This is a genomic window from Martelella endophytica, from assembly GCF_000960975.1.
Lineage (GTDB): Bacteria > Pseudomonadota > Alphaproteobacteria > Rhizobiales > Rhizobiaceae > Martelella > Martelella endophytica.
This window is the reverse complement of the sequence record NZ_CP010803.1, coordinates 2,339,719-2,352,832: the sequence shown is the minus strand read 5'-3', so window position 1 is coordinate 2,352,832 and position 13,114 is coordinate 2,339,719. Positions and strand designations below refer to the sequence as shown.

At 62.4% G+C, this 13,114-nt stretch carries 12 protein-coding genes; 9 read left to right on the top strand and 3 right to left on the bottom strand.

Features of this window, described 5'->3' with window-relative positions:
* Positions 1-15 precede the first annotated feature (15 nt).
* Positions 16-201 (bottom strand): hypothetical protein, encoded by a 186-nt coding sequence (locus TM49_RS10625; RefSeq protein ID WP_045681151.1) that lies wholly within the window; start codon positions 199-201, stop codon positions 16-18.
* Between the two features lie 235 nt (positions 202-436).
* On the opposite strand from TM49_RS10625, the gene carB reads away from it, so the two are divergent.
* The 4 genes from carB to TM49_RS10605 all read left to right on the top strand — a co-directional run bounded on the left by carB (position 437) and on the right by TM49_RS10605 (position 5,510).
* Entirely contained in the window at positions 437-3,919 is a 3,483-nt protein-coding gene (gene carB, locus TM49_RS10620; protein ID WP_045681150.1) for a carbamoyl-phosphate synthase large subunit, read from the top strand.
* Between the two features lie 351 nt (positions 3,920-4,270).
* A complete protein-coding gene (locus TM49_RS10615) occupies positions 4,271-4,603 on the top strand; it encodes an ArsR/SmtB family transcription factor (RefSeq protein WP_045681148.1) in 333 nt (110 codons plus the stop codon).
* On the top strand, positions 4,600-5,049 hold the full coding sequence (locus TM49_RS10610) for an SRPBCC domain-containing protein (RefSeq protein WP_045681146.1): 450 nt from the start codon (positions 4,600-4,602) through the stop codon (positions 5,047-5,049). Before TM49_RS10615 ends, TM49_RS10610 begins: the two co-directional genes overlap by 4 nt.
* Positions 5,046-5,510: an SRPBCC family protein gene (locus TM49_RS10605; RefSeq protein WP_045681144.1), complete on the top strand. Its 465-nt coding sequence runs from the start codon at positions 5,046-5,048 to the stop codon at positions 5,508-5,510. The genes TM49_RS10610 and TM49_RS10605 overlap by 4 nt, the downstream gene beginning before the upstream one ends.
* A 15-nt stretch (positions 5,511-5,525) precedes the next feature.
* On the opposite strand, the gene TM49_RS10600 is transcribed toward TM49_RS10605, so the two are convergent.
* A complete protein-coding gene (locus tag TM49_RS10600) occupies positions 5,526-6,746 on the bottom strand; it encodes an aminopeptidase P family protein (protein ID WP_045681143.1) in 1,221 nt (406 codons plus the stop codon).
* A gap of 322 nt (positions 6,747-7,068) precedes the next feature.
* Here TM49_RS10600 and TM49_RS10595 point away from each other — a divergent pair, with 322 nt between their 5' ends.
* The 5 genes from TM49_RS10595 (at position 7,069) to TM49_RS10575 (ending at position 12,310) form a co-directional block, all read left to right on the top strand.
* Positions 7,069-7,845: a VOC family protein gene (locus TM49_RS10595; RefSeq protein WP_045681141.1), complete on the top strand. Its 777-nt coding sequence runs from the start codon at positions 7,069-7,071 to the stop codon at positions 7,843-7,845.
* Positions 7,846-7,951: 106 nt separating this feature from the next.
* Complete coding sequence (locus TM49_RS10590) at positions 7,952-9,481, top strand: MFS transporter (RefSeq protein WP_045681140.1); 1,530 nt, start codon at positions 7,952-7,954, stop codon at positions 9,479-9,481.
* 60 nt (positions 9,482-9,541) lie between these two features.
* Complete coding sequence (locus tag TM49_RS10585; protein ID WP_045681139.1) at positions 9,542-10,696, top strand: permease; 1,155 nt, start codon at positions 9,542-9,544, stop codon at positions 10,694-10,696.
* Between the two features lie 260 nt (positions 10,697-10,956).
* Positions 10,957-11,433, top strand: a complete 477-nt coding sequence (gene greA / locus TM49_RS10580; protein WP_045681138.1) for a transcription elongation factor GreA — start codon at positions 10,957-10,959, stop codon at positions 11,431-11,433.
* Positions 11,434-11,461: 28 nt separating this feature from the next.
* Positions 11,462-12,310, top strand: a complete 849-nt coding sequence (locus TM49_RS10575; protein ID WP_144409537.1) for a hypothetical protein — start codon at positions 11,462-11,464, stop codon at positions 12,308-12,310.
* Between the two features lie 48 nt (positions 12,311-12,358).
* Here the strand turns inward: TM49_RS10575 and TM49_RS10570 are convergent, their stop codons facing one another.
* Positions 12,359-13,090 (bottom strand): hypothetical protein, encoded by a 732-nt coding sequence (locus tag TM49_RS10570; RefSeq protein ID WP_244464844.1) that lies wholly within the window; start codon positions 13,088-13,090, stop codon positions 12,359-12,361.
* Positions 13,091-13,114 lie beyond the last annotated feature (24 nt).

The following is a 13,114-nucleotide window of genomic DNA, read 5'->3' as shown; positions in this document are numbered from 1 at the left end:
GCCGGTCCGGCGAAATCAGGCCGCCTGCGACGAACCGTGATTGCTGTTCTGAGCCGAACGGCGAAACATTTCACGACGCAGCGTCTCGCTGGACGGCTCGGTCGATGCGAACAGCTTGCCGCCGATCATGCGATAGAGAATGGCGAGACCCGCAGCGGCGAAAACGATCTGAAACGCGATAAGAGGCAGATATTCAAACATTGTTAACTCCTCTGTTTGGTCTGTAAACGTTACGAATCGCGAAAAGGTTCACCCGCTGCCCGATTTTTGCCGGAAATTCTTCTGTGAGAGGCAAAATCGTGGTGCATTTTCGGGGTTCCGTTCCTGTGCCATTTTCCCTATAAGGCCCTCCTAGCCTAACCTTTTGACGTCCCGCACCCGGCCCGGTCCCCACCGCGCCGGTTTTTGACGCAGAACAAGAACGACGGAAGCCACCATGCCCAAGCGCCAAGACCTCAAGTCCATCCTCATCATCGGCGCGGGGCCGATCGTCATCGGCCAGGCATGCGAGTTCGACTATTCCGGCGCACAGGCCTGCAAGGCACTGAGGGAAGAAGGTTACCGGGTCATTCTGGTGAACTCCAACCCGGCCACGATCATGACCGACCCGGAACTGGCCGACGCCACCTACGTCGAGCCGATCACCCCGGAAGTCGTCGCCAAGATCATCGCCAAGGAACGCCCCGACGCGCTGCTGCCGACCATGGGCGGACAGACCGCGCTCAACACCGCGCTGTCGCTGCGCCGCATGGGCGTGCTGGAGCGCTACAATGTCGAGATGATCGGCGCCAAGCCCGATGCGATCGACAAGGCGGAAGACCGCGCCCTGTTCCGCGAGGCCATGGCAAAGATCGGGCTCGAAACGCCGCGTTCGATGCTGGCAAATGCCACCGAGATCAAGGATCAGCATCGCCAGGAGCATGAGGCCAAGCGCGCCGAGCTGAAGAAGACGCTTTCCGGCGATGCGCTCGACAAGGCGCTGGACGAGCTCGAAAACCAGTGGAACCTCGGCAATACCGACCGCAAGCAGCGCTACATGTCGCATGCCATGGCAATTGCCGCGCAGGCGCTCGACACGATCGGCCTGCCGGCGATCATCCGCCCGTCCTTCACCCTCGGCGGCACGGGCGGCGGCATTGCCTATAACCGCTCCGAATTCTTCGAGATCGTCGAGCGCGGGCTTGATGCCTCGCCGACCACCGAGGTGCTGATCGAGGAATCCGTGCTCGGCTGGAAGGAATACGAGATGGAAGTGGTCCGCGACAAGGCGGACAACTGCATCATCATCTGCTCGATCGAGAACATTGATCCGATGGGCGTGCACACCGGCGATTCGATCACCGTCGCCCCTGCCCTCACCTTGACCGACAAGGAATACCAGATCATGCGCAACGCCTCGCTGGCGGTTCTGCGCGAGATCGGTGTGGAGACCGGCGGCTCGAACGTGCAGTTCGCCGTCAACCCGGCCGACGGCCGCCTTGTCGTCATCGAGATGAACCCGCGCGTCTCGCGCTCCTCGGCGCTGGCATCGAAGGCGACCGGCTTCCCGATCGCCAAGGTCGCCGCCAAGCTCGCCATCGGCTACACGCTCGACGAACTCGAAAACGACATTACCGGCGGCGCGACGCCCGCCTCGTTCGAACCCTCGATCGACTATGTCGTCACCAAGATCCCGCGCTTTGCCTTCGAGAAATTCCCAGGTGCCGAAAACACGCTGACGACGGCGATGAAATCCGTTGGTGAAGTCATGGCCATCGGCCGCACCTTCCCGGAATCGCTGCAGAAGGCGCTGCGCGGTCTGGAACGCGGGTTGACCGGCCTCGACGAGATCGAAATTCCGGGCATCGAGAACGGCGAGCCTAGCAATGCCATTCGTGCCGCCATCGGCACCGGCACGCCGGACCGCCTGCGCATGGTCGCCCAGGCGATGCGTCTCGGCGTTTCGCTGGAAGAGGTTCACGAGCATTCCAAGATTGATCCGTGGTTCCTGGAACAGCTGAAGGCCATCGTAGACATGGAAGAGCGCGTGCGTGAACACGGCCTTCCGGAAGATGCCGAAAACCTGCGCATGCTGAAGGCCATGGGCTTTTCCGACCAGCGTCTGGCAAGCCTCACCCATGGCCGCCCGAAGGAAGTCGCCCAGCTTCGCAACAAGCTCGGCGTGCGCCCGGTCTACAAGCGCATCGACACCTGTGCTGCAGAATTCGCCTCGCCGACCGCCTACATGTACTCGACCTACGAAACGCCGTTTGATGGCGCGACGCGCTCCGAGGCCGGCATTTCGGATGCCAAGAAGGTTGTTATCCTCGGCGGCGGTCCGAACCGTATCGGCCAGGGCATCGAGTTCGACTATTGCTGCTGCCATGCCGCCTTTGCGCTGAAGGATGCGGGTTACGAGTCGATCATGGTCAACTGCAACCCGGAAACGGTCTCGACCGACTACGACACCTCCGACCGGCTCTATTTCGAGCCGCTGACGGCGGAAGACGTGATCGAGATCATGCGCGCGGAACAGGAAAAGGGCACGCTTGTCGGCGTCATCGTCCAGTTCGGCGGCCAGACGCCGCTGAAGCTCGCCGAAGCGCTGGAAAAGAACGGCATCCCGATCCTCGGCACCGCGCCCGACATGATCGACCTTGCCGAAGACCGCGACCGGTTCCAGAAGCTGCTGGTCAAGCTCGACCTCAACCAGCCAAACAACGGCATCGCCTATTCGGTCGAGCAGGCCCGTCTGGTGGCTGGCGAGATCGGTTTCCCGCTGGTCGTGCGCCCGTCCTACGTTCTCGGCGGCCGCGCCATGGAGATCGTTCACAACGATGCCGGGCTTTCGCATTATCTGCTGGAAGTCGTGCCGGAACTCGTCACCGAGGACATCAAGCAGCGCTATCCGAACGACAAGACCGGGCAGATCAACACCATGCTCGGCAAGAACCCGCTTCTGTTCGACAGCTACCTGACGAATGCGACCGAGGTCGACGTCGACTGCCTTTGCGATGGCACGGACGTATTCATCGCCGGCATCATGGAGCATATCGAGGAGGCCGGCATCCACTCGGGCGACAGCGCCTGCTCGCTTCCGCCGCACTCGCTTTCGCCGGAAACGCTGGATGAACTGGAAGAACAGTCCCGCGCGCTGGCGTTGGCGCTCAACGTCAAGGGCCTGATGAACGTGCAGTTCGCGATCAAGGACGGCACCGTCTATATCCTCGAAGTGAACCCGCGCGCATCCCGTACTGTGCCCTTCGTGGCCAAGACCATCGGCGCACCGATCGCCAAGATCGCCGCCCGCGTGATGGCCGGCGAGAAGCTGTTCGACGTGATCGACTCCTATGGCGAGCGGCCGAACCCGCGCAAGCTGAACCATATCGCGGTGAAGGAAGCCGTCTTCCCGTTCGCTCGCTTCCCCGGCGTCGATACGCTGCTCGGGCCGGAAATGCGCTCGACCGGCGAAGTGATCGGCCTCGACACGGATTTTGCCATTGCGTTTGCCAAGTCGCAGCTCGGCGCCAGCGTCGACCTGCCGCGCGAGGGTTGCGTGTTCGTTTCGGTCAAGCCGGAAGACAAGGAGCGCGTGCTCCCCGCCGTCAAGCTTCTGGTCGAACAGGGCTTCACCGTCATGGCGACCGGCGGCACCCGCGACTTCCTGGAAGAGAACGGCATCGCCGCGACCAAGATCAACAAGGTGCGCGAGGGCCGTCCGCATATCGAGGACGCAATCCGCAACCGTCAGGTCCAGCTGGTGTTCAACACCACCAGCAACGACAAGACGATCTCGGATTCGAAGTCTCTCCGTCGCGCCGCGCTGACCCAGAAGGTGCCCTATTACACCACCATGGCCGGCGCCATGGCCGCCGCACAGGCGATCAAGGCCCTGCGCGAGGGCCAGCTCGAAGTGCGGCCGCTGCAGAGCTACGCGTAAACCAGCCGGACAGGGAAAGGCAACAAGGCGGGCCAGACCCCGCCTTCAACTGCTGACAAAGCGCCAGGCTTTGACCTTCGTGTGTCATCGGCTCTTCGTTCTTGTGTCATGCTCGGACTTGATCCGAGCATCCAGGCGGATTAAGTCACTGAATTTGCAAGTTTTATAACAAAGACTCTGCTGAACGGCCTGGATCCTCGGGTCGAGCCCGAGGATGACGCGGAGTGTGAGGACAGATTTATCGACGAACCAAGGGCAGGCCCAGCGCCTGCCCTTTTCTTTGGGCTTGACGCAAAGGTTTATCTTCCTTATTTACCCATTAGGTTAATTAACCGATGGGATAAATACCGAATGTCCGATCCACTGAGCCAGACACTCGCTGCCCTCGCCGATCCGACCCGACGCGCGATCCTTGCCCGGCTGTCGGTGGGCGAGGCAACGGTCAACGAACTGGCCGAGCCATTCAACATGTCGCTGCCGGCGGTGTCCAAGCACCTTAAGGTGCTGGAGCGCGCCGGACTGATCTCCCGCGGGCGTGCGGCGCAGACCCGCCCCTGCCGGATAGAGCCCGAAACTCTGAAGGCGGTCGATGGCTGGCTTTCAGACTACCGGGCACTCTGGGAGCGGCGGCTCGACCGGCTGGAAGCCCATCTTGCTAAAATTCAAAAGGAGGAAAAGCCATGAGCGAGAAGAACGCAAGCCTCAAGATCGAGAACGAAAGAAGCTTTCCGCAGGACCGCGCCACGCTGTTCGCCGCAGCCTCCGATCCCTCAAAACTTGCCCTCTGGTGGGGGCCGCACGGTTTCGAAAACGAGATCACCGCCTTCGATTTCCGCCCGGGCGGCCATTGGCGGATCGTCATGACCACCTCGGACGGCAACGCATTCGACAATCACTGGACGTTTCTGGAGATTGAAGAAGGGCAGCTTATCCGCACCCGCCATCATCTGCCGGTGCATGATTTCGTGCTGGAGATGCGGTTCGAGGACCATGCAGGGGGAAGCCGCATTGTCTGGATCATGGAATTCGAGCCGACCGAGGAAAACCAGGCGATGGCCCGCTTCCTCAAGGCCGCCAACGACCAGAATCTCGAACGTCTTGAACAGTTTCTTGAAGGAGAAGACCGATGACCGCAGACCTCGATCCCGCAAGAATCATCCGTCTGGAGCGTGTAATGAACGCCCCGCGCGAACTGGTGTTCAAAGCGCTTTCCGATGAAAAACACCTCGACCAGTGGTGGGGGCCGGAGGGGTTCGTCAACGAGACCCATGCCATGGACTTTTCAGTCGGCGGGCTGTGGCACTACACGATGCACGGCCCCGACGGAAAGCACTGGCCCAACTGGATCCGTTATACGGAGATCACCCCTCCGGCCCGCATTGCCTACGACCACGGCGCCGAACTCGGCGAGCCCGCCCATTTCCGCGGCATGATCCTGCTCGAGGACGAAGGCGGAAAGACCCGCGTTTCGCTGATCCTGATCTTCGAGACTGTTGAAGCTCGCGATGCGACCGTCGAGTTCGGCGCCGTCGAAGGCGGCCGGCAGACGCTGGCAAAGCTCGATGCCTATGCCAGCCGCCTGCACGGCTAAATCGGTGCGTTTGCTCTAGCCAGCAATGATGTTGTGCGCCGGTCCATAGGGAAAGCCGGTGATGTCTTCGGCGCCGTCTTCGCCCACGACCAGAATGTCGTGCTCGCGGTAACCGCCGGCGCCGGGGGTGCCCTCCGGCACGAACAGCATCGGCTCCATGGAAATCACCATGCCGGGCTCGAGCACGGTCTCGATATCCTCGCGCAGCTCCAGCCCGGCCTCGCGGCCGTAATAATGGCTGAGGATGCCGAAGGAATGGCCGTAGCCGAAGGAGCGGTATTGCAGCACGCCGGCATCGGCGAAGAAACGGTTCACCTCCTCGCAGATCGCGGCACACGAGATGCCGGGGCGGATCAGCGAAATGCCGAGTTCATGAGCGGCGACATTCGTTTCCCAAAGCTTCAGTGAAGCGGCATCCGGCGCGCCGAGAAACAGCGTTCGCTCCAGCGCCGTGTAATAGCCGGAAATCATCGGGAAGGTGTTGAGGCTGAGGATATCGCCCTTCGCGAGCCGCCGCGCCGTTACCGGATTATGCGCTCCGTCGGTATTAAGCCCCGACTGGAACCAGACCCAGGTGTCGCGGTATTCGGCGTGCGGAAAGGTCTCTGCGATGGCAAGCTCCATCGCATCGCGCCCGGCCATCGCCACATCGATCTCGCGCATGCCTTCGCCGATCACCTCCCGGATCGCCGCGCCGCCGATATCGGCGACCCGCGCGCCCGCGCGGATCAGTGCGATTTCCTCCGCCGACTTCACCATCCGCAGCGTCATCACATCCGGCGCAAGGTCGATGACTTCGCGGGCGCCGACTGCGGTTTCAAGCGCGGCACGGGCGGCAAGCGTCATCTGATCGCCCTCGATCCCGATCCGGGCATGGCCCGCAAGAAGTCCGGCCGCCGTGCGCCAGAAATTGTCGCGCTTCCAGTCGGTATAAATGATGTTGTCGCCATGGCTGCGACGCCACGGCTGGCCGGCATCGATATTGGCCGAGATCGTAGTGCAGCGCGTTGCCGTCACCACGCAGCCGAACGGGCGGCCGAAAGAGCAATGGAGAAAGCCAGAATAATAGGCGATGTTGTGCATGGAGGTGAGCAGCACGGCGGTGATGCCGCGCGCCTCCATCCGCGCGCGCAAGTGCGCAAGTCGGCGGTCATACTCCGCCTGGCTGAAGGGCAGCGGCGCCTTTGTGCCGTTCTCGCAGACGAAATTCTCGGGGCGCGTGGCCAGTCCGTTCATGGGTCAATCCTCATCCGCTGAACCGGACGGATTACCCCTGCCCGGTTCGAAACGCTTCGTCAGAAGCGCTCAAACGTCCGGGCGTGCAGGACCATCATCATGGTGATTGCGGCCTCCCCAATGCTGACGACGCCATCGCAGCGGCAGGTCACGGAACGAGAATAGCCGCAAGCCTCGACGCTGGCAACGACGATCGTGGCAACGAAATGCTGTCATCAATCCGGTCTACAATGGACGTGATGAGGATTGACGATCGTCACTTAGGTTGATATCAACTTAAATAACGACAGGCGTTGCATTTGCCATCAACGAGGAGAACGACATGAGCAGCGACTTCATCTGGTATGAACTTCTGACACCTGACACGGCTGCTGCCGAAACCTTCTACAAGAGCGTCATCGGCTGGGAGGCGAAGGACAGCGGCGTGGCCGATGTCAGCTACACGCTTTTCTCCGTTTCCGGATACGACACTTACGCCGCTGGCATGATGGCACTCAACGAGGACATGCTGGCGCGCAAGGTTCCGCCGAACTGGTCCGGCTATGTCTATGCCGAGGAGGTCGATGCCAAGGCCGCCGAGTTCGTCGCCGAGGGCGGCAGCATCAATGTGCCGCCGATGGACATTCCGTCGGTCGGCCGCTTCGCCGTCGTGGCCGACCCGCAAGGGGCGGTGATCTGCCTGATGAACCCGATCCCGCCGGAAGGCGGCATGCCGGAGGCACCGCCCGCGGGCTCACCCGGCACCTTTGCCTGGCGCGAGCTTTATGCCACGGACGCCCCGGCCGCGGTCGCCTTTTACGAAAAGGTGTTCGGCTGGAAGGAAAGCGCGGCGATGGACATGGGACCGATGGGCAAATACCACCTTTTCGGCCTTGGCGAAGACGATATGGGCGGCATCATGAAGAAGCCGGACGAAATGCCGATGTCGGCCTGGGGCTACTATATCGCTGTCGATGGCCTCAACGCCGCAATCGAGCGCGTCAAGGCGGGCGGCGGGCAACTGCTCAACGGACCGATGGATGTCCCCGGTGGCGCCGTGGTCGCGCAGTGCCTCGATCCGCAGGGCGCGTTTTTCTGCCTCGTTTCGAACACGCCCTGAACCAACACCCCTTCGAAAAAATTGATGAAACGCAGGTTGCGCCGGGGACCACCCCGGCGCAAATTCCGTTTTCTGCCTCAACGGGCCACCTTCCGGAGAAGACCGCATGACTGACGCCGCGCCCGCACGGGCAACCCGCCGCGAATGGATCGGCCTTGTGGTCCTGTCTGTCGCCTGTCTGGTCTATTCCATGGACCTCTCGGTGATGTTCCTCGCCATTCCATCGATCGTGCGCGAGCTGGAACCGTCGGCGACCGAGCTTCTGGGGATGAACGATATCTATGGCTTCATGGTCGCCGGCCTGCTGATCACCATGGGCAGTCTTGGCGACCGTTATGGCCGGCGCAGGGTGCTGCTCATCGGCAGCGCCGCCTTTGCGCTCGCCTCGCTGTTTGCGGCGCTGGCGCCGAGCGCCGGCATGCTGGTTCTCGCCCGCGCCCTTCTCGGCATTGCAGGCGCGACCGTCGCACCGTCGACGCTGTCGCTGATCATGAACATGTTCCGCGACGAAAACGAGCGCAACCGGGCGATCGGCGTCTGGGGCACGGCCTTCGCCGTCGGCGGCGTGGTCGGCCCGGTGACAGGCGGGGTGCTGCTGCATTTCTTCCACTGGGGCTCGGTTTTCCTGATCAATATCCCAGTCATGCTGGCCCTCCTGGCCAGCGCCCCGTTTCTGCTCCCCGAATACCGTTCCGGCGACAGCGACCCGATCGATCTGCCGAGCGTGGTGCTATCGCTCGCAACCGTTCTGCCGATCATCTACGGGTTCAAGCATCTGGCGGCCTATGGGTTCGAACCGCTGCACCTCGCACCGATCGCGATCGGCATCGTCTTCGGCATGCTGTTCGTCCGCCGCCAGGGCCGGCTCCATCATCCCCTTGTCGACCTCGCGCTGTTCCGCCGCCCGGCCTTTACCGTCTCCATGCTGGTCAACATGGCAGCACTGTTCTTCCTGTTTGCCCTGTTTTTGTTCCAGACACAGTTCTTCCAGCTCGTGCTCGGTCTCTCGCCCCTTGATGCCGCGCTCTGGGCGGCGTTGCCGGGCGTCTTCTTCGCGGTGATGTCGCTGCAGGCCTGGCGGGTCACGGACCGGTTCGGCCCGGTGACTACGGTGCTCGGCGGCCTCTCGATCAATGCCGTCGGCGCGCTGTCGATGGCGGCGGCCGCCCATTACCAGAGCCTCGCCGGCATGCTGCTCGCAACCGCAGTGCTCGGCCTCGGCTTCGTGCCGGTGGTGCTGACCACAACGGCGCTGATCGTCGGCTCGGCACCACCGGAGCGCGCCGGCGTCGCCTCGGCGATGTCGGAAACCTGCGCCGAGTTCGGCGGCGCGCTCGGCATTGCCGTGCTTGGCAGTCTTGCCACGGTCGTCTACCGTCTGGCGATGCGCCCCGTCGACCTCTCGGACCTGCCGCCTGCGATGGCCGAAGCGACCCGACAAACACTGGCCGGCGCCGTCGACAGCGCATCCATGCTGGGCGGCACACCCGCCTGGCTCGCACAGGCCCGCGATGCTTTTTGCGCGAGTTTTACAATCTGTGCCGTCGTCGCTGCGGTAAGCCTGCTCATGCTTGCACTGACAGCCCGCCGCATCTTTGCAGCAACAATGCCGCGTGTGGTGGCCGACATCCACTGAAAAGCCGGCATCGTGGAACCAAACCCGGCGGCGGACGTTCGCCCGAAGAAAGGGGACACCATGCAGACTTTTCTTTCCGATATCGGCCAGGCGCTGCTGATGGCCTTCGGCATGGCCTGGAAAACCGGCTGGACGCTCGTGCTCGGCTTCTCCATTTCGGCCGTCCTGCAGGCTCTGGTTTCCGCCGACAGCATTTCCGCCCGGCTCGGAAAGGGCACGGCGAAGGAAATTGCCTTTGCCTCGGCGGCCGGTGCGGCCAGTTCCTCCTGCTCCTATGCCTCAGCCGCGATCATGCGCACCCTGTTCAAGAAGGGTGCAGCGCTGGTCACCTCGCTTGCCTTCCTGTTTGCCTCCACCAATCTCGTCATCGAACTCGGCATCATCCTGCTGCTCATCCTCGGCTGGCAGTTCATGGCTGCGGAATGGATCGGCGGACTGGTGCTGATTGCGATCATGAGCCTCGTCGTCAAGCTTACCTATCCGAAGAAGATCGCCGAAGAGGCGCGCACGCACGAGGAAGAAGGCGGTGGCCACCAGCATCACAGCATGCCGCTTGAGGGCGATACCTGGCGCGATCGACTGAAGGATCCGGCCGCTCCGGGCCGTATCGCCCAGAATTTCGTCATGGAGTGGTCGATGCTTTGGAAGGACCTGCTCGCCGGGTTTCTGATCGGCGGCATTCTCTCGGTGTTCGTGCCCGACGCGGTCTGGCAGGCGCTTTTCCTCGTCGATGCGCCGGCGTGGCTGCGCGTGCCGCTGAACGCGGTCATCGGCCCGATCATCGCAATCTTCACCTTCGTCTGCTCGATCGGCAACGTGCCACTCGCGGCCGTCCTGTTTTCGAGCGGCGCTTCGTTCGGCGGCGTGCTGGCCTTCCTTTATGCCGACCTGATCATCCTGCCGCTGCTTGATGCCTATCGCCGCTATTTCGGCTGGAAGCTTGCAGCGTATATTGGCGGCGTGCTGTTCGTCACCATGGTGATCTCGGGGATCATCATGGAGCTTCTGTTCTCGGCGCTCTCCCTCATTCCCGAGGAGGCACCCGACATCCAGCGCGATCTCACCCAGTTCAGTCTCGACTATACCTTCTGGCTGAACCTGGTGTTTGCCGTTCCGGCCGCATGGCTTTTCTGGAAGGCGCTGAAAGGTGGCGGACATCAAGGCGACCACGAGCACGCCGGCCATCACGACCACGATCACGGCGCCCACGGCTAACGCCGTGGCAAAAGGCCGCCGGTCGATTTGTCTGGAAATCGGCGCGCCTGTTCTGCTATAAAAGCATCAGTCGTATGAAACTGGTTCCGGGGTCACGCTTCGGAACCTGTTTCTTTTTGTGTGGCAAAACCGGAGCCGGGTTCCTATCTGCAGGCTTCGGTTGCTCCGCACAGAAGAATTTGAGGGTGCACGGCGCATCCGAAGGCTCGCTCGAGGGCGGGTCGGGTTTGCCGTGCCCGGAAGGACCAGAGGAATAGAATATGGTCGAAAAAGTACCGATGACGAAGACCGGCGCCGACCAGCTCCGGGAGGAACTGCGCTGGCGCCAGCAGGAGGAGCGTCCGCGCATCATCCAGGCGATCGCCGAAGCGCGCGCCCACGGTGATCTTTCCGAAAACGCAGAATACCACGCCGCCAAGGAAGCCCAGAGCTATAACGAGGGCCGCATCGGCGAACTGGAAGACGTGACCACACGCGCCGAGATCGTCGACCCGGCACAGATGAAGGGCCCGAAGATCAAGTTCGGCGCGACCGTCAAGCTCGTCGACGAGGATACGGAAGAAGAGAAGACCTACCAGATCGTCGGCGATCTCGAGGCCGATGTTAAGGCTGGCAAGATCTCGATCTCCTCGCCCATCGCCCGCGCGCTGATCGGCAAGGAAGTCGGCGATGGCATCGAGGTGAACGCGCCCGGCGGCGCCCGCGCCTACGAAATCCTCGAAATCAACTGGCGCTAGGGCAGCCCGCCGCAACCGGCATGACGCGATGACCTTTCAAGACCAAGCCGCCGACGCATCGGCGGCCCCATTGCCGCCGCTGTCGCTTTCGGTGCTGACATGGAAAGCGCCGAAGACGCTTGAGAACACGCTCGCGGCGCTCACGCCGATCGCGCACCTGTTCAGCGAACGCTATGTGATCTGCCAGGAAGGCGCCCCGGACGAGATGCGCATCGCGACCGGATTCGGCTTCGAGCCGGTCGCGACGACGGAAAATCTCGGCATCCAGGAAGGTCTGGCCCGCTGCGGCGAGGTACCGACAGCCGAGCACATCATGGTGGTCGAAGGCGACAACATGCTGACGCAGGACCCGGACGCGCCTCTGCTGCTCGCGGAAGCCGTGCGGCAGATGGACAGGCACGCGATCGCGGCCTTCCAGCTCCAGGAACGCCTGACGCCCCCCTCCTCCCGCTTCCGCCGCTACTGGAAGGCCGGACTACCGCTGCGGCCGACACTTATTGGCCGGATGCGGCCAGGCCCGGCGCTCGCCCGCATGAACGAGGCGCTCGCCTTTCCGGAGATCGCTGCAAACGGCAATGCGCAAATCGAAAAGCTCGCCGACCGCCTCTACTGCACCCATTCGGATTGCCTGAACTGGTCCAACAGGCCGTTTCTGACGACCAAATCCTTCTTTCTCGGCGAGCTGGTGGCTTTTGCCCGGAAGAACCCTGGGACGAAGCGCGTCAACGGCATGCCCGATCTCGAACACCCGGTGAACTGCCCCGCCAACCGCCACTGGTGGCGCGGCAACCGCTTCGCGATGGGCATGATCTATCCCGGCCTGTTCCATCACAACCGCCTGGAACGGCCGCCCGCCGACGAAAAGACCGAACTCTAGCGCCCCGAGGGACGCCCGTAGAAAGGATCGGTCAGCAGACTGAGGCGCTCAGCGCCAGTTTTCGGCGATCCACGGCGTCGGCAGGACGAACTTGTAGAGTTTCTTCCAGAAAATATCGACCGGCCACTCTCCGACCGCCGCCTCGTCCGGATCGGGCTTGCCGGTGAAGGCGACGACGCGGGTATCAGCTGGCAGCTTCGGCACCTTGAAGAAATTCAGCGGCCAGATCGGCATCAGCGAATGCTTGAAGCTCAGGCACCATTCCCGCGGCCAGTACACCATCTCGTCGATCTCACGCGAGATATAGACCTGCTCGATCCCGTATTTCTTCCGAATGGCCTCGCCATTCTCCTCGAAATCGGAAAAGATGTGGGTGTTGCGGCCGACATGCCAGCGGAAGACCGAGGTGTTGCCGATCCCCTGGCCGGGCTGCGTCCAGTTTTCGCAGGCGCAGTATTTTCCGGGCTCGTAGTCGAACATCACATCGATGTTGCCGGTGATGACGACATCGAGATCGAGGAACAAAACGTCGCCGGAAAGATCGGCGAGCGGCGCCTGCCACAGCGACAGCTTGCGCCAGGGCAACCAGGAGAGTTCGGGGAGAATCCGGATCTCCGGCAGGGGATGCGTGACGACGGCCGGATCGACACCGTTCGGATCATCCGTGAAGCAGACGAGACGCGTCGGACGCTCTGTGTTCCGCTGAATGGACGACCAGAGCCGATTGACATAGTCCGCCGGATAGCGCGTGCCCCACTTCATGCATACGACCGTCTGCAAACTTCGGCTCCCATCGGCGAATTC